The 16,865-nt window shown below is 44.2% G+C and carries 15 protein-coding genes and 1 pseudogene; 1 reads left to right on the top strand and 15 read right to left on the bottom strand.

The genetic code is table 11. From position 1 onward, the window contains the following. Positions 1-44: 44 nt before the first annotated feature. Positions 45-1,667, bottom strand: coding sequence for an ABC-F family ATP-binding cassette domain-containing protein (locus AC0OMA_RS08000; protein ID WP_015383555.1), 1,623 nt, complete (start codon positions 1,665-1,667; stop codon positions 45-47). Between the two features lie 180 nt (positions 1,668-1,847). Between AC0OMA_RS08000 and AC0OMA_RS07995 the strand changes: the two genes are divergently transcribed. Continuing rightward, the gene (locus AC0OMA_RS07995) at positions 1,848-2,117 is read left to right on the top strand and encodes a hypothetical protein (RefSeq protein WP_003232345.1); all 270 of its coding nucleotides are present in this window, start codon (positions 1,848-1,850) and stop codon (positions 2,115-2,117) included. Positions 2,118-2,150: 33 nt separating this feature from the next. Here the strand turns inward: AC0OMA_RS07995 and sipT are convergent, their stop codons facing one another. The 14 genes and pseudogenes from sipT to AC0OMA_RS07925 all read right to left on the bottom strand — a co-directional run bounded on the left by sipT (position 2,151) and on the right by AC0OMA_RS07925 (position 16,849). Further along, positions 2,151-2,732, bottom strand: a complete 582-nt coding sequence (gene sipT, locus AC0OMA_RS07990; RefSeq protein WP_003232348.1) for a signal peptidase I sipT — start codon at positions 2,730-2,732, stop codon at positions 2,151-2,153. Between the two features lie 144 nt (positions 2,733-2,876). Beyond that, positions 2,877-4,784: a PTS fructose transporter subunit IIABC gene (locus AC0OMA_RS07985; RefSeq protein ID WP_181219082.1), complete on the bottom strand. Its 1,908-nt coding sequence runs from the start codon at positions 4,782-4,784 to the stop codon at positions 2,877-2,879. A 14-nt stretch (positions 4,785-4,798) separates the two neighbouring features. Next, positions 4,799-5,710 (bottom strand): 1-phosphofructokinase, encoded by a 912-nt coding sequence (gene pfkB, locus AC0OMA_RS07980; protein WP_032725621.1) that lies wholly within the window; start codon positions 5,708-5,710, stop codon positions 4,799-4,801. Continuing rightward, entirely contained in the window at positions 5,707-6,462 is a 756-nt protein-coding gene (locus AC0OMA_RS07975) for a DeoR/GlpR family DNA-binding transcription regulator (RefSeq protein WP_014476685.1), read from the bottom strand. Before AC0OMA_RS07975 ends, pfkB begins: the two co-directional genes overlap by 4 nt. 279 nt (positions 6,463-6,741) lie before the next feature. Next, positions 6,742-7,935, bottom strand: coding sequence for a sporulation-delaying-protein transporter subunit SkiZ (gene skiZ / locus AC0OMA_RS07970; RefSeq protein ID WP_474222027.1), 1,194 nt, complete (start codon positions 7,933-7,935; stop codon positions 6,742-6,744). After that, the gene (gene yknY / locus AC0OMA_RS07965) at positions 7,932-8,624 is read right to left on the bottom strand and encodes an ABC transporter ATP-binding protein YknY (RefSeq protein ID WP_474222026.1); all 693 of its coding nucleotides are present in this window, start codon (positions 8,622-8,624) and stop codon (positions 7,932-7,934) included. Before yknY ends, skiZ begins: the two co-directional genes overlap by 4 nt. Further along, on the bottom strand, positions 8,625-9,758 hold the full coding sequence (locus AC0OMA_RS07960) for an efflux RND transporter periplasmic adaptor subunit (protein ID WP_474222025.1): 1,134 nt from the start codon (positions 9,756-9,758) through the stop codon (positions 8,625-8,627). A 4-nt stretch (positions 9,759-9,762) separates the two neighbouring features. Beyond that, positions 9,763-10,458, bottom strand: a complete 696-nt coding sequence (gene yknW / locus AC0OMA_RS07955) for a YknW family membrane protein (RefSeq protein ID WP_474222024.1) — start codon at positions 10,456-10,458, stop codon at positions 9,763-9,765. A 109-nt stretch (positions 10,459-10,567) separates the two neighbouring features. Next, positions 10,568-12,382: an ABC transporter ATP-binding protein gene (locus AC0OMA_RS07950; protein WP_474222023.1), complete on the bottom strand. Its 1,815-nt coding sequence runs from the start codon at positions 12,380-12,382 to the stop codon at positions 10,568-10,570. Positions 12,383-12,393: 11 nt separating this feature from the next. Beyond that, complete coding sequence (locus tag AC0OMA_RS07945) at positions 12,394-14,151, bottom strand: ABC transporter ATP-binding protein (RefSeq protein ID WP_322839591.1); 1,758 nt, start codon at positions 14,149-14,151, stop codon at positions 12,394-12,396. A 223-nt stretch (positions 14,152-14,374) separates the two neighbouring features. Next, entirely contained in the window at positions 14,375-14,608 is a 234-nt protein-coding gene (gene moaD, locus AC0OMA_RS07940) for a molybdopterin converting factor subunit 1 (RefSeq protein WP_014476678.1), read from the bottom strand. Next, positions 14,601-15,074, bottom strand: a complete 474-nt coding sequence (locus tag AC0OMA_RS07935) for a molybdenum cofactor biosynthesis protein MoaE (RefSeq protein ID WP_015715811.1) — start codon at positions 15,072-15,074, stop codon at positions 14,601-14,603. Before AC0OMA_RS07935 ends, moaD begins: the two co-directional genes overlap by 8 nt. Beyond that, positions 15,074-15,596 (bottom strand): annotated as a pseudogene (mobB, locus tag AC0OMA_RS07930) (molybdopterin-guanine dinucleotide biosynthesis protein B). The gene AC0OMA_RS07935 and the pseudogene mobB overlap by 1 nt, the downstream one beginning before the upstream one ends. After that, the gene (locus tag AC0OMA_RS07925) at positions 15,557-16,849 is read right to left on the bottom strand and encodes a molybdopterin molybdotransferase MoeA (protein ID WP_015383547.1); all 1,293 of its coding nucleotides are present in this window, start codon (positions 16,847-16,849) and stop codon (positions 15,557-15,559) included. The pseudogene mobB and the gene AC0OMA_RS07925 overlap by 40 nt, the downstream one beginning before the upstream one ends. Positions 16,850-16,865: the final 16 nt, after the last annotated feature.

Raw genomic sequence — 16,865 nt, 5'->3', positions numbered from 1 at the left:
TTCATATTTAGGTATCAAAAAAAGCAGAGAAATCTCTGCTTTTTTTATTCCGCGTATAGTTCAGTCAATTTTTTCTGCACATCAGCATTTTCAAGGAACTCGTCATAGCTCATTTGCTTATCGACGATGCCGTTAGGTGTAATTTCTATAATTCTGTTGGCAATGGTCTGCACAAACTGATGGTCATGGGAAGTAAACAGCATAGCGCCTTTAAAGCTGATTAAGCCGTTATTGAGCGCTGTAATGGACTCTAGGTCTAAATGGTTAGTTGGCTCATCCAAAATTAAAATATTGGCGCCAGAAAGCATCGCTTTCGACAGCATACAGCGGACCTTTTCTCCCCCGGAGAGTACGTTTGCTTTTTTGTGGACTTCCTCTCCAGAGAACAGCATGCGTCCTAAGAAGCCGCGTAAAAAGCTCTCACTTTGGTCGTGCGGAGAATATTGGCGAAGCCAGTCTACAAGGTTCAGATCACTGCCTTCGAAATATTCGCTGTTGTCTTTTGGAAAATACGCTTGAGATGTGGTAACACCCCATTTAAACGTTCCGCTGTCAGCTTCCATTTCCCCGGAAATGATTTTAAACAGCGTAGTCACAGCAAGTTCGTTTCGGCCAGTGAAAGCAATTTTATCTTCTCGATTCATAATAAAGCTGACATTGTCAAGCACCTTTACGCCATCGATTGTTTTTGTTAAGCCTTCCACGCGAAGAACATCATTTCCGATTTCCCGTTCCGGCGTGAAGTTAACATAAGGATAGCGGCGGGAAGACGGTTTAATATCATCCAGCGTGATTTTTTCGAGAAGTTTCTTTCTTGATGTAGCCTGCTTAGATTTAGACGCATTGGCGCTGAATCTAGCGACAAACTCTTGAAGCTGTTTAATCTGCTCTTCTTTTTTCTTGTTCGCTTCTTGAGAAAGCTTTAACGCCAGCTGGCTTGACTCGTACCAGAAATCATAGTTTCCGACATAGATTTGAATTTTGTTAAAATCAAGGTCGGCAATATGCGTACATACTTTATTTAAGAAGTGACGGTCATGGGACACGACAATAACTGTGTTTTCAAAGTTAATTAGAAACTCTTCAAGCCACTGGATTGCCTGAAGGTCCAGGTGGTTCGTTGGCTCATCGAGCAGCAGAACATCCGGCTTGCCGAATAATGCCTGTGCCAAGAGAACTTTTACCTTCTCCGAACCGCCGAGGTCTGCCATCTTTTTTGTGTGCAGATCTTCTGAGATACCAAGGCCTTTTAACAGGATCGCAGCTTCACTTTCCGCTTCCCAACCGTTCAGTTCCGCGAATTCACCTTCTAGCTCAGCAGCACGAATCCCATCCTCATCTGAGAAATCAGGCTTCATGTAAATAGCGTCTTTCTCCTGCATGACTTCATACAGGCGTTTGTGGCCCATAATGACCACTTTCAGCACTTCATACTCTTCGTACTCAAAATGGTTCTGCTTCAAGACGGCAAGACGCTCGCCAGGACTCATATTCACGTCGCCTGTCTGAGGCTCGATTTCGCCTGACAGCACCTTTAGAAACGTTGATTTACCGGCACCGTTTGCACCAATTAACCCATAGCAGTTGCCTGGGGTAAATTTAATATTAACATCTTCAAATAACTTGCGATCCGCAAACCGCAAGCTTACATTATTTACAGCAATCATTTATTATCCTCCATCATGTCTATCATCAATAAAAGTATACCATGAATGCAGGGCAAGAGAAATGATTCCATGATAAAACAGAGAGAAAACACTTATACACCCAAACCAGCCAGCTGTGTTACAATTAAAGAGAGAGAATGCATCCGCCTGGAAAATTACACACTCTCATGGAGGAACACGTTGAGGCTTTTAACACTTACTGAATATTGCTTACTGATCTTTTTTACGGGCTTTTACCTTGCCGTAACAGGCTTTACCGCCAAAGATATCGGCTTATATATAGGCATAGCCCTTATTTACATATTTTCGCACATTTTTTCTAAACGGCTTTTAGAAAAGCGCGGAAAAGAGAACAAACAGGTTCACCTTTTCTTCAGTGTGCTAGCTATTATCGGTTCAGTGTTCATCACGGTTTTATGCATTGCATTGGTCGCTTCTTTTTCAAAATAAAAACGCCTGCTGTCCTAGGCCAGCAAGGCGTTTTTATTTTGTTTGACGCATTTCGTTAAACGGGAAAAAGACAAACTTCGATGTGCCGACAATTCGATCTTCCGCGATCAGTCCCAGCCCGTTTCGGCTGTCCATCGAATTCAGCCGGTTATCTCCCATGACAAAGTATTTGCCTTTCGGAACCTTAACCGGTCCAAAGTCTCCTGTCAGACTGACACCAAGTTTTTCTGCTTCCTTCTTGTTTTTAGACAAGTAAGGCTCGGCTACTTTTTTACCGTTTATATAAAGCGTGTCATCCTTCATTTGAACGGTTTCTCCAGGCTTTCCGATCAATCTTTTTACATAATGGATTTTAGAAGTTTCACCGTTGATAATAACGATATCTCCGCGCTTCAGCTCGCCGATATAGTTGACTGTTTTATTCACAAACAGCCTTTCTCCGTCATGTAATGTGGGATACATAGATGAACCTTCAACTAAATACGGTTCAAACAAAAAGTGACGGATCAGGAGAGCCAGCAGAACAGCGATGACAATCGCTTTACCCCATTCCAGGTACGTATTGGTTTTTTTCTTCGCCGTTTTCTCAGTATTCGTATTTTTTTCCTCGGTCAAAGTGTTTCCTCCTAGACAATTGCTATGTCAGTTGTTTCTCTTCTTTTACTTTATCATAAAAAAGAATAAAATACATAACTTAACCGCGCTCCCTGCCGGCCGGATAAGAAAAAGCGTCCTTTCGAACCAAGGACGCTTTTTTTCTTATTTTTCTGTAACAGGTTTTTTGACGATACCGAGGATAATTGCCATCACGACAGCACCGATCACGATACTTAAAAGGTAAAGCATCGGATGGTTTGTAATGAAAGCTACGAATACTCCTCCATGAGGGGCTGGAAGCGTTACACGGAAGAATTCAGTTAATCCGCCGGCAACAGCTGCACCGACTACAGCAGCTGGTATGACGCGAAGCGGATCAGCCGCAGCAAATGGGATTGCTCCCTCTGTTACGAAAGCAGCTCCCATGAAATAGCATGTAATACCGGCTTCACGGTCACGCTGAGTGAATTTGTTTCGGAAAATGGTTGTTGCAAGTGCGATACCAAGCGGAGGAACCATACCGCCGGCCATGATTGCTGCATGAGGTGCATAGTTGCCTGCATCGATCATGGCGATACCGAACGTAAAGGCTGCTTTATTAAGCGGGCCGCCCATATCGATCGCCATCATGCCGCCCAAGATAATACCCATTAACACAAGGTTTCCAGTACCAAGGCTTTCAAGCCAGTTTGTTAAGAAATTCATAAATGCCGCTACAGGTGTATTGACGACAAATTGCATTAATACGCCAGTGATAAAAATACCGAACAGCGGGTAAATCAAAACAGGTTTTAATCCATCAAGTGACTGAGGGATAAACGTAAATACTTTTTTCAGTAAAATCACGACATAACCGGCAAGGAATCCGGCAATTAAGCCGCCTAAGAATCCAGCATTCGCTTGAGTTGCCATAAATCCGCCGACCATACCAGGCGCAAAACCAGGACGATCTGCAATACTCATCGCAATGAAACCGGCCAGAACTGCAACAATCAGTTTTAATGCATTGTCGCCGCCGATAAAGTTTAATGCTGCTGCAAACGTGTTGTAGCTAGGATCATTCGGATCAGCAGAGTGAATTCCCCAGAAGAATGAAATCGCAACGAGAATACCGCCGCCGACTACGAACGGAAGCATGTTGCTGACACCGCTCATCAGGTGCTTATAAAACGCGTTTCCGATACCGCTTCCAGACTTGCCTCTCGCTTCTTCATCATCGTTTGAAGCTGCTGAACCGCCGCCGCTGCCTTGATAAATCGGCGCATCTTGATTCATCGCTTTTTCGATAAGCTCTTGCGGACGTCTGATACCCGCCGTTACAGGAACTTGAAGTACGCGCTTGCCTTTAAAACGTTCCATTTCAACCTGCTTGTCCGCTGCGACAATGATTGCAGGTGCATCTTCGATTTCTTGGGCAGTGAGCTTGTGCTTAATGCCGCTTGACCCATTTGTTTCGACCTTAATGTCCACACCAAGCTCTTTCGCTTTTTCTTTAAGGGCATCCGCAGCCATGAATGTATGGGCAATACCTGTCGGACATGCAGTAACCGCTAAAATTTTTCCTTTTCCGGCAGGTGCTGGTGCCGCTTCTTCTTCTTCTTCCTCTTCGTCATCATCTTTATCGTGCTGATTAATAATGTCGATGATGGCATCTTCAGACTCAGCTTCAAGGAGCTGCTTACGGATTTCTTCACGCATTAACAGTGTTGAAAGCCTTGACAATGCTTCAAGGTGAGTGTTGTTTGCGCCTTCAGTCGCCGCAATCATGAACACTAAGTGAGCCGGCTGACCGTCTAATGATTCATAATCGACGCCGTCTTTTGAACGTCCGAACGCGATCGCCGGGTTGATAACGCTTGCCGTTTTCGCATGGGGGATAGCGATTCCTTCACCGATACCCGTGGAGCTTTGGCTTTCGCGATTTAAAATGGCTTCTTTATAGGCTTGTCGGTCATTTAACTTTCCAGCCTTATCAAGAACAGTGACCATTTCGTCAATAACATTTTCTTTTTCTTTGCTCTCAATATTAAGCTTTATCGTATGCTTCGTTAAAAGCTCAGTTATTTTCACTTGTGTTTCCTCCTCTATAGACGTGTGACCTTAACTTCAGGAAGAAGCTGCTGGACAAATTCTTCTGTTCCAAGTTCTTCAGAGAACGCGGTAGCACTGCCTGAAGTAACTCCTAAGCGGAATGCTTCTTCAAGCGGCAGCTGTTTGGAAATTCCGGCAAGGAAACCTGCAACAACGGAATCCCCTGCTCCGACTGAGTTTACCAATTTCCCCTTTGGCACGTTAGCAAAATAAACAGCTTCGTTCGTAAACAGAAGCGCTCCGTCTCCGGCCATTGATACGATTACATGTTCAGCGCCTTGTTCTACAAGCTTTTTCCCATAAGGAACGGCTTCCTCAACAGATGTAATGGTCGTGCCGAACATTTCTCCAAGCTCATGATGATTTGGCTTCATCAAAAATGGTTTCATTTCTGTTGCTTTCAAAAGAGCCTCGCCTGAGATATCCAGAACAACTCGTGCGTTCTGCTGTTTGCAGGCCTCTGCGATTTTTTCATAAGTATCGTGAGGGAGTGAAGATGGAATGCTTCCTGCAAGAACGACGATATCTCCCTCTTGCAAAGATTGGAACTGTTCTAAAAAGGCTTTGAAATCTTCATCCGAAATTGTCGGTCCCTGCCCGTTAATTTCAGTTTCATCACCAGTTTTCAGCTTTACATTGATACGGGTATCCCCTTTTACTTCAGAAAAAGCTGTTTCCAGGTTTTCTTCCCGTAAAAATGTTTTGATATATTCTCCGGTAAATCCGCCGACGAATCCGAGCGCTTTAGACGCCACATGATGTCTTTTCAGCAGTCTCGATACGTTGATGCCTTTGCCCCCTGGATACTTGGTATCATACGAAGAACGGTTCAGGCCTCCTACAGTAAAATCTTCAACGTGAACAATATAATCGACAGATGGATTAAGTGTTACAGTGTAAATCATGGTTTCACTACCTTTACGACAGTTTTTTCTTGGTAATTATCGAATGTAAGCTCTTCAGCGTCAGTCGTAATGATTGTTGCGTCGCCTATTCCGGCGAATGCCGAAAATGAAATTTCTCCGAACTTCGAAGGGTCTGCTAAGACGTAAGCGTGTTTTGCCTGTTTGATCGCTTTCTGTTTTAAAAGGGCCTCATCAGGGTCCGGCGTTGTGAATCCAGCCTCTGTATGGACACCGTTTGTCCCCAGAAAACTCTTGTCAAATCTGTACTGGTCCATAGCAATCAATGAAGCGCCTCCAATAATCGCGCCCGTTCTGTGCTTTACGTATCCTCCAAGCAGATAAAAAGAAATTTCTTTCCTTATTAATGCATCGATATGCATTACCCCGTTTGTGACAACGACAATATCTTTGGTTTTATCCATAAAATCAATCATGTGCAATGTCGTCGTGCCTGCATCAAGGTAAATGCAATCCCCTTCTTCTAAAAGAGAAGCTGCTTTTTCAGCAATCTTCAGTTTATCGTGAAGGTTTTTGGATGATTTTTCAAGCATATCGGGTTCAAGTCTGATATCGGAAAGCTTGGCCGCTCCACCATGAACGCGCTTTAAAAAACCGCGTTCTTCAAGTGTCGATAAATCTCTTCTGATTGTTGATTCAGAAGCATTAGTCAGATTTATAAGCTCTTGAATCTTTACCACATCATGCTTTTCTATTTGATCAATAATCAATTGATGCCGTTCAGGAGTTAGCATGCTTCACCTCCTAATGAAAACGTATTCATTTTGAATACAATTTCATTGTAAACGCTATTTTCGGTTTAGGCAACTAAAATCATTCAAATTCATTCAATAACTATCAAAATCTTTCACGTTTCTCCATATTAACGTATGTCTATAGGGTTTGTAAACTGTAAATTCGACAAAAATAAGGACAATTGTACGACATTTTCTTCTTATTTTAATGAAAAAAGTCTTTTATATTCATAGTAGAAATCACTAAACATAAAAAAACCTCATGCATGTTGCATGAGGCTACTCATAACGCAGCGCTTCAATAGGATCAAGCTTTGCGGCTTTATTTGCAGGAAGCATGCCAAAAATAACACCAATGAGCATACTGAACAGCACGCCCCCGCATACAACCTGCCAGGATATGAGTGACGGCCAGCCCGCAATGGCTGAAACAAGCGCCGCCCCTCCGTATCCAATACCAATCCCGACCAGACCGCCAATCAGCGTCAATACGACTGACTCAATTAAAAACTGAGTCAGAATCTGTCCCCTCGTCGCACCGAGGGATTTTCTGATTCCAATTTCCCGTGTCCGTTCTGTGACTGATACGAGCATAATATTCATGACACCGATTCCGCCGACCAAAAGGGAAATACCTGCAATTGAGCCGATAATCGTCGTCATAATTGCCGTTACCTTGCCAATTCCGGCCGCAATCTCTTCCATGTTCATCACTTGATATGAATCCTCTATGCCATGATTGTCATTTACCAGCTGTGCCGCTTCTTTTCCTGCCGATTTTATGTCATCTGCTGATTCGACCTGCAATGATACGTTACTGAAATCACTTGTGCCAAAAGAGGATTTCATCATATTAAATGGCACATACATTTCACTTAAATCGAAAGAAAGCAAGCCTGTTTCTTTTTTCAGCACGCCGATAATTTCAACGGGCTGTCCGTTTATCCAGACAACTTCACCTAAAGGGGAGGTTTTATCGAACAGTTCTTCAGCCATCTTTTGAGAGATGATTCCGGCTCTATTCCCCACGAGAAAGTCATTGTCGGTAAATGTTCTGCCGCTTTCGATTTCTAAAGAATTGACAGTCATGTATCCATCATTTATTCCGTTAACCGTAGCATCGGTTTCTTCTTCGTGATAACGCGCTTTCATACTTTCAGAAGTCGAAGCAACGACTTGTTTAATGCCTTCTATTCCTTTTAAACCTTTAATATCGTTTTCTGTAAACGTAGATTCAGCTGCAGCGTTCGGGTTGCTTGCAAGCTCCTCGTCGCTAGGCATATAGTACAGCTCCACAGTATTTCCCGGGCCGCTGATCGACTGCTTCAGCATTTGCTCGCCGCCCTGTCCTACCGCAACGACAACAATGACAGAGCCTACACCAATGATAATGCCGAGCATCGTTAAGATCGAACGCATTTTATGGGCAAGGACAGAGCTTAGAGCCATTCTGATGTTTTCTAACAGGCTCATTCTCCCACACTCCTTTGTCCGGAGCTGGCAGGAACAATGTTTCCGTCACGCACCATGACGATCCGATTCGTGCAATCTGCTACTTCAGGCTCGTGAGTAACCAGAACGATTGTCGTTCCCTCGGCATTTAATGCTGTAAACTGATCCATAATCGCCTCGCTTGTTTTCGTATCCAGCGCGCCGGTCGGTTCATCAGCTAAAATCAATTTCGGCTCATTCACGATCGCCCTCGCAATCGCCACCCGCTGCTTCTGCCCGCCCGACAGCTCGTTGGGCATGTGGAGCATTCGATCGGCTAACCCGACCTTTTCCAATGCTCTCTCAGCCCGCTCTTGACGTTCTTTTTTGCCTATCCCGGAGTAAATCATCGGCAGCTCGACATTTTTTTTTGCGTTCAGCCGCGGAAGAAGCTGAAATTGCTGAAATACAAAACCGATGGACCGGTTACGGACTGCCGCCAGTTCTTTATCTTTATATGAAGAAATGTCTTCGCCGTCCAATTGAAATGTACCGGAAGTCGGCCGATCAAGACAGCCGATAATATTCATGATCGTCGATTTTCCTGATCCTGACGGCCCCATAATCGAGACATATTCACCTTGATGAATGTCCAAATCAATAGAATGGAGAACATCAAACGTTTCCTTTCCGATCTGGTAGCTTTTTCGCACATTAGAAAGCTGAATCATTTAAGATTTCACTTCCATTCCGTCAGTCACCTGATCAGATGGATTCAAAATGACTTGATCATCTTGGGTAAGCCCCTCTTTAATTTCTGTCAGGTCATCTGTCACTTCGCCGATTTTGACATCAACTCGCTTTGCTTCTCCGTCTTTTACTGTATACACATAATATTGGTCATCTTCTTTTTTGACTGCCTTTGAAGGAAGCGTATTTGCTTTCCGTTTATCTGTTTCAATATTCATGATAAATTTAAAGCCTGGCTTTCCTTCTGGAAGATTTCCTTTTATTTTCACTTGAAGCGGGTATTGGACCGCCTGTTCTGTTCCTTGTGCCGCAGCGCTCTCCTGCTGATCCGGAACAAGCCCGACTGCGGAAACCGTGCCTTTCCATGTTTTACCCTGTATTACATCTGAAGTGAGTGTGACCTTCTGGCCTTTTTTGACTTTCAATGTATCGTATTCAGACAATTTCCCTGAGACGACAAGGTCTTTTGGGTTGCCGATATGTATGACAGGCTCTTGAATATCTGACTTTTTGGATGCCGCTTCTTGGTTGACAGAAATAACGGTGCCTTCAATTTCGCTTTTCACTTCAAGATCTGATACCCGGTTGGCAAGTGACTGTCGCTGAAGCTCGGTTTGTTTTAATTCGATCTCCGCTGTTTTTTTCTGCATTTGAAGCTCTGTCCGTTCAGATTCGATTTGTTTTTCTGCTTCTTTCTTTCCTACCTGTTTTTCCAGTTCTCTTTCTTTGCTGTCTAAGGATTTTAACTTTTCTTGAATTTGGTCAATTTGAAGCCGATTGGATTCAGACGTTAACTGGTTCTGTTCTTTTTCCAGGCTCAGCTGCTCATTTGTATAGGTGACTAAAGGCGTGCCCTTTTTAACTTTATCGCCTTCCTTTACTTTAATGTCTTCTAATGTCCCTTTATCCGCTTCATAAAAGACATACTGTTCATTTGAAAATTTTAGCGTGCCAGGAACCATAACCGTTGATGAGATTTCATTTTCTTCAACGCTCCCCGTCTGTATCTCCTTGCCGGCGCTGCCGCTTGTCGGAGCGGCAGACCGGTATATATTGATTCCAATAAAAAGAGCGACTATAACTGCGATTCCAATTCCGATCCAGACTTTTTTCATGAGCTTATGCACCCGCCACAGAATTGATTAAACCTGAAAAGAATGAAAATACAACTAAAATTCCGAATAGAATAATTGCTGAAATCCACCCGGCTTTTTTGGAGATGCCTCCCGTTTTGTGAAGCCCGATTGCTAATAATACAAAGCTCCAGATGCTGAAAATTTCAAAGGTATTTAACACGCTGGCAAGAGCCCCATCAGATGAGATAATCCCTGCCAGTGACGTCGTGCTGTAAAGAGGATTCACGTCAGTCGTAAAAGCAACGATTCCATTAACCAATAATCCGAGACTGCTAATTAAAGAGACAAACAGACCGAGAGAAAGCATTTTTTTATATGTCGTAACTCCGCCTGATATTTTTACACAGAGCCAATAAATAAGAGGGGCAATAAATAATGCTGCGATACCGCCGATAATAGCGCCTGCCATTCCGCCAAATTTGGTTATTGTTGCGACAGTTTCCATTTGTTCAGCAGATAGCCCTTGCGTATCCTGGCTTTTCAAAAGCTCACTATAATCCGTACCGAGTGATTGCAGCACGGCACCGACGATGATAATTGCTGCAACAATCAAAAGCGGTCCCCATACAGCCGGCCTTTCTCTTATTCTTTCAAATTGAACGGACGGACTTGTGATTACTCCGAAAAGTGAAGGCTTTTCAGTCGCCGTTCCGCTGTTTTTTTCTACATTCGTTTCCATTTCAAAACCTCCTTGAGAATATCTAACAAATAGTACGGGAAGGATATCAAAAAGTTTCATGTTTTTCTAATAAATTTCCAAAAGTCTTCAATATTGAAGGCTTTTCATATTATTCTATCGCTGTGCTGTATTGCGCTTTCACAAGCCCGGCATAAATGCCTCCTTTAGCGATCAGCTGATCATGGTTCCCTTCTTCTATTTTCCTGCCGTGATCAAGAACAATGATGCGGTCGGCGTCGCGGATCGTAGACAATCTGTGAGCGATCATCACTGCTGTACGCCCTTTCAGAAGCGTTTTTAACGCTTGCTGAATTTTTACTTCTGTCTCTGTATCAATGCTTGCCGTTGCTTCGTCAAGGATGATAATAGCCGGATCGGCGAGCAATGCTCTTGCAAATGAAATGAGCTGACGCTGACCGGCAGACAGTACGCTGCCCCTTTCCTCTACCTCTGTTGCGTATCCTTCCGCTAAATCGGAAATAAACTCATCCGCTCCGACCGCTTGGGACGCTTTCATCACCTCTTCATCCGAAGCATTTGGCCTTCCAAAACGAATATTTTCCATGATGGTCCCAGAGAAAATAAATGTATCTTGCAGGACAATGCTGATTTGAGAGCGCAGACTGGCAAGGGAAAGATCCTTAATCGGTATACCGTCTATTTTAATGGTGCCTCCGGTCGCATCATAAAAACGGCTGATTAAATTCGCAATCGTCGTCTTCCCGCTCCCTGTATGCCCGACAAGCGCAAGCGTCGAGCCCGCCGGAATAGAGAAAGAAACGGCGTGAAGGGCTTTTCGTTTTTCATCATACGAAAATTCAACCTCTTCAAAACTGATCTCCCCCTTTATCTTTTCATTATGAATGGCATTCGGCTTCTCCTTGACATTTGGCTGTTCGTCCAGAAACTCAAAAATCCGTTCTGATGATGCCATCCCCATTAACAGCTGATTATAGACCTGACCCAGTCTCGAAATAGGTTCCCAAAACATCCCCAGATAGAAAGCAAAAGAAACGAAGACGCCAATCGTAATGGTTTCATTCATGATGAGTGTGGCTCCATACCAAATCAAGACAGCCGTCCCAATCGCATTCGTCATTTCTACAAGCGGACGGAACATGGCATTTTTTCTAGTTGCTTCCCGCCATGATTCGTAGTTCTCCTGATTGACACCGTCAAAATACGCCATGTTTTCTTCTTCCTGCGTAAATGCCTGTGTGACCCGGATGCCCTGAATGCTTTCGTTTAGATGAGAGTTGAGCTTCGATTGCTTTAGCCGTACCGTTTGCCAGGATCGGCGTATTTTTTTTCTGAGACTTGTTGAAATAAAAAACATAATCGGCAATGTCACCATGATGGCTATAGTCAGCTCAGGGCTCAGCGTAAACAAAATGATAATCACGCCGGCCAGAAGCAGCAAGTCAGTCAACAAATTGATGACTCCGCTTGTAAAGAGCTCCTGAAGAGAGTTAATATCATTCATGATCCTGACTAAGATCGATCCCGCCGACCGCTGATCAAAAAATCGATGGGATAAGCGCTGCACATGGGTAAATAAATGCTGTCGCAAATCGTAAATGACATGCTGGCCAAGCTGATTCATCCACCTGATTCTTAACACATTGGCGGCGTAATTGAGGACATATAAACCGCTAATAATAAAAATGAGCTGAATCAGCAGCTCCGAGTTTCTTCCTGTAATCGCTTGATCAAGAACATAAACGCCGATCAGAATGGGGATCACAAGCTTCACAGCAGTGCCAATCAATACGGTGAGAAAAGAAAGCGGCAAAATTGTTTTTCGATATGGTTTGACATAGCTCAGCAGCCGCCACATTTGAGCCCAGTTAAACGGCTTTTCAATGATTTCATCTGAAGAGTAATAGAAACGCTCTAAAATCGCCTGTTTTTTCGCTTGTTTCATTTGGCCCCTCCCTATCCGACCTCATGCGGCTCATTAATCATTTTGACATCACGGTATTGCAAATCGTAAATCTTTTTATAGTATCCGCCTTTTTCAAGAAGCTCATGATGTGTTCCCCTTTCACGAATGCGTCCTTTATTAAAAACGAGAATTTCATCGGCGTGTTTCAGTGAAGAAATGCGGTGTGCGACGATAAAGGTTGTGCGGTTTTTCATGACTTCTTTTAAGGCAAGCTGTATGTTGTGCTCCGTTTGCATATCTACTGCACTTGTGGCATCATCCAATATTAAAATGCTCGGGTTCAAGCAGATGGCTCTCGCAATGGCAATACGCTGTTTCTGTCCGCCGGAAAGTCCCATTCCCCTCTCTCCCAGCATGGTGTCATACCCATCAGGAAGCTCCATAATAAAGTTATGAGCCTGCGCCCTTTTTGCCGCTTCGATGACGTCTTCCATTGAGGCATCCGGCCGCCCATACGAAATATTTGATCTGATCGTAGATGAAAACAAGAAGGATTCTTGAAGTACGACCCCGATATTGGAGCGAAGGGTTTTTAACGAATAATCTGTGATGGGTTTGTGATCAATGGTAATCATTCCGCTAACAGGACTGTAAAATCTGGTGAGAAGCTGTGTCACTGAACTTTTGCCTGAACCTGTCGGGCCCAACAGTCCGATTACCTTCCCGCTGTTTGCCTCAAAGCTTACATTGCACAGCGCGTTTGTTTGTTCTTTCCCGTATGCAAGAGAAACATTTTTGAAATGGACATCTCCGGTTAATTTTTGTTTATGCAAAGCATGAGGATGATCTGTAATGTCTTCTTCTTTTTCCAGAATGTCGAGCAGGCGTTCCCCTGACGCTTTTGCTTGAGAGAACATATTGATGACAAAACCTAAGTTCATAATCGGCCACATCATATAATTGACAAGGCTGAAGAAAGCAACAAGCTCGCCGGGATTGAGCTGATTTTGCATAACCAAGTAACCGCCGTATGAGAGGAGAGCTACAATACAAATGTTACCAATGAACTCCATTAAAGGGAAATACGCAGACCAGATGGATGATGTTTGTAAATACTGCGCCCTGTATTCTGCATTGGCTTTATTGAAAGTGCTGATCTGAAAATCTTCCCTTGAAAGAGATTTAACCGTATTAATGCCGCTGATATTTTCCTGGACTTTTGTATTGAGTTTCGCAAACGATTTGCGGATGCCTCTGAAGGCGGGATGGACTCTTTTGTCAAACCGGTATACCGCAACCGCGAGAAATGGCAGAACAGCTATTGTCACAAGCGTGAGAGGAACAGAATAGTAAAACATAACCGACAGGCTGATGGCTACCAGCAGGCCGAATCGAATGAGCTCAGCGAGACCGTATGATAAGAAAAAACGAAGCCCTTCAACATCAGCAGTCAGCCTGGACATCAAATCTCCTGTTTTCGCGTTATCATAGTAAGAAAAAGAAAGCCGCTGCAGTTTTTCATACAGACCATTTCTCAGCCGATAAACGGATTTGATCCCGAACATATCACCTAAATACTGATGAAAAAAGGTAGCCATTCCTTTCAAAACCATTACCGCAATAAATCCTAAGCTGACCCACGCCGCAAGCTGATACTGCCGTCCCAGCACGATCTCATCAATCGTAATTTGCAGGATAATCGGATAAACGACAGTAATTGCAGTCATCAAAAGCATGGCTAGAAGCGACCACATAAACACTTTTCTGTACGGCCAATAATACATTTTTAATCTTTTAAATGTCTCCATATCCAGCACCTTTCCAACATTTATCATCTTCACTATATCGATATCCGAAATAAATTTCTATTATTTTTCGAAATTTCAGTCTAATTATGGAGTGAGTCTCTTACTTTATAGGGAGTAACATATGTAGAATAAACGCTTACAGAAAATCATTGTATGCTGGGGATACTTGGGGATATGCCAATGAAATACAGAAAAACCGGACGGCTGAAATGCCGTCCGGTTTTCATCCCCCGCTGACCGGCGGTATGATGGCTACCGTGTCACCCGAAGATACAGAGGTATTTTCTTTTACATAGCTTTCGTTAACGGCAATCATAGCCGTATCAATAGATTCAAGACCGTATTGTTCTTTTAGACTCGCTTTTATTTCATCTGTGGTTGCTTGTTCCACATCTATTTCTATTGCTTGTGTACCGGCCTGTTCAGCCAGTCCTGCAAATAAAAGAATTTTAATCATGCTGCTCTCCCTCGCTTAGGTCTGGTTTTCCGTTCGGATAAGCTGTTGTTTCTAGCTGGTCGCCGATCCATTGCTCACCGTCTTCCCAAATTTCTTTTTTCCAAATCGGCACAATCTGTTTAATGCGTTCAATCGCATACTCATTGGCTTCATATGCGGCTTTTCGATGGGGAGAAGATACAGCAATCACTACCGCTGCTTCACCGATATCGAGCACACCTATACGGTGCGTGATCGCAGCTGAGGCACCTTCCCATTTTTCTTCGATTTCAGCGCCGATTTGAGCAAGCATTTGCACGGCCATCGGTTCATATGCCTCATATTCAAGCCGAACCGTTCTTTTTCCGTTTGTCCATTCCCGAACCGTACCAATAAATGTCGTAATGGCTCCTGCTTCCCGTTTCTCCACTTTTTTGATGATGTCTTCAGTATTAATGGGTGTTTTCGTAATCTCAAACCGTTCCATTATGCAGATTCCCCCTTCAGCTGTGAAAGCACAAAATCCACGGCAACCGGATCATCCGCATGAAAAACGGGTAATCCCTGATGCTCTGTCATATGCTCTTTTTTTTCTATAGATGATGGCGATTATATTTACTGCTTGCAGCGCTTCCAGATCTTCCTTTTCACTTAGGATAACCACTTTAGGATAAGGGGCTTTTTTAAAGCCTTCAATCAGAAGACAGTCTGTTTCGAGAAATTGGTATAACTCGATCAGCCGTGCCAAATCCCAATTGCGGCGGGCAGTCAGCTGTAACACACCAGCACCTTCTACCGCTGTTACATCAGCACCTGCCGCCTTGTAACGGTCCGTGTCTTTTCCTTCCGTGAGCGTTTGCGGTTCACCGCCGTGACCATGATGCTTCAGGCAGCCCAAATGGACTCCCTGTTCAGAGGCTTTTTCAAGAATGCGCTCAATAAACGTTGTTTTCCCGCTGTTTTGAAATCCTACAACTTGGACGATCGGGAAAGGACGGACCAAGGCCATTCACTTCCATTCTCTTCTCTGATGAGCAGCACTTGAACCGTTCTGCCAGATTCGTAGCCTCGCGTGCCGCCCGGCAGGATAATAAATGCATTGGCATCTGCAAGTGATGTGACAGAGCTCGACTTATCTAAGCCAACGGGTGTCGCCAACAGCTTCCCTTCCTGATGGTGCACGAACGCACGAACAAATCGGGTAAATGGGTTCGGCTTCGGAAAATCCTTGATCAAAACAGCTTCCGCACAAATTGAATGCGGTGTTTCATTGAGCAGCCATGTCTGGATTATTGGTTTGACAAACAGTTCAAAACCGACATAGCATGCCGACGGATTACCTGAAAGGCCAAACAGCAGCATATCGTTTGCATGCGCCACCGTTGTCACGCTGCCCGGGCGCATGGCAACTTTATTAAACAGCACGTCCGCTCCAAGTTTTTCATAGATCGCAGGCAAAAAGTCAAAGTCACCGACTGACACACCGCCAGTTGTGATCAGGAAATCCACCTTTTTCATCGCTTCTTTAACTGCAGCAAAGCTTTTATCCAATTCATCAGAGATTTTCCCTAAATAAAGCGGTGTTGCGCCTGCTTCTATCGCTTGCGCATATACCATACTCGCATTGCTGTTGCGGATTTTTCCCGGTTCCAGCGGATCACTGACATTCAGCAATTCGGTACCGGTTGCGATAATCCCGACTACAGGCTTTCTCACGACAGGCACAGATGCGTATCCGAATGTTGCCAAAAGAGCCGTCACTCCTGGTGTCACCCGGGTGCCCTTTCTCAGTAAAACACTCCCTTTTTGAGCGTCCTCACCTGTTTTTGAAATATTATCCCCCGTCTGAAAGCGGCGTTTTAAAGACATAAATGACTTCCCATTCTCCTCAAAGGCTTGAGTCAGTTCAATCATGACGACTGCATCTGCCCCTTCAGGGATTTGCGCGCCAGTCATAATCCGCACGGCCTGAAACGGGCCAAGTTCTTTTTCAGATACTGCTCCCGCTCCAATATGGTCAATAACTTCAAACCGAACTGGGTTTTCACGTGAAGCTTCTGCCGTATCGCACGCTCTGACAGCAAAACCATCGTATGGCGAACGGTCAAACGCAGGTACGTGGTGATCCGCAGTTATATCTTCGGCTAAAAACCGATGAAGGCTGTCTTCAAGCGCCACCCATTCTGTTTCACCTTGTTTTTGAAAATGGCAGACACGCCGAACTGCCTCGTCTACCGGTATCGGTGTTCTTTTCTCCAGCATTCTGACCCCTCCTGTT

The organism is Bacillus sp. AMCV2, from assembly GCF_056033925.1.
Note: the sequence above shows the minus strand (reverse complement) of the source record. Positions and strands in the feature narration are given on the sequence as shown.

Coding starts and splice junctions, on each gene's coding strand:
- yknW (WP_474222024.1), bottom strand. CDS start 10,458: ATGGAAACGAATGTAGAAAAAAACAGCGGAACGGCGACTGAAAAGCCT.
- AC0OMA_RS07960 (WP_474222025.1), bottom strand. CDS start 9,758: ATGAAAAAAGTCTGGATCGGAATTGGAATCGCAGTTATAGTCGCTCTT.
- skiZ (WP_474222027.1), bottom strand. CDS start 7,935: ATGAGCCTGTTAGAAAACATCAGAATGGCTCTAAGCTCTGTCCTTGCC.
- AC0OMA_RS07975 (WP_014476685.1), bottom strand. CDS start 6,462: ATGCTAACTCCTGAACGGCATCAATTGATTATTGATCAAATAGAAAAG.
- AC0OMA_RS07945 (WP_322839591.1), bottom strand. CDS start 14,151: ATGGAGACATTTAAAAGATTAAAAATGTATTATTGGCCGTACAGAAAA.
- AC0OMA_RS07935 (WP_015715811.1), bottom strand. CDS start 15,074: ATGGAACGGTTTGAGATTACGAAAACACCCATTAATACTGAAGACATC.
- pfkB (WP_032725621.1), bottom strand. CDS start 5,710: ATGATTTACACTGTAACACTTAATCCATCTGTCGATTATATTGTTCAC.
- AC0OMA_RS07950 (WP_474222023.1), bottom strand. CDS start 12,382: ATGAAACAAGCGAAAAAACAGGCGATTTTAGAGCGTTTCTATTACTCT.
- moaD (WP_014476678.1), bottom strand. CDS start 14,608: ATGATTAAAATTCTTTTATTTGCAGGACTGGCTGAACAGGCCGGTACA.
- AC0OMA_RS08000 (WP_015383555.1), bottom strand. CDS start 1,667: ATGATTGCTGTAAATAATGTAAGCTTGCGGTTTGCGGATCGCAAGTTA.
- AC0OMA_RS07925 (WP_015383547.1), bottom strand. CDS start 16,849: ATGCTGGAGAAAAGAACACCGATACCGGTAGACGAGGCAGTTCGGCGT.
- yknY (WP_474222026.1), bottom strand. CDS start 8,624: ATGATTCAGCTTTCTAATGTGCGAAAAAGCTACCAGATCGGAAAGGAA.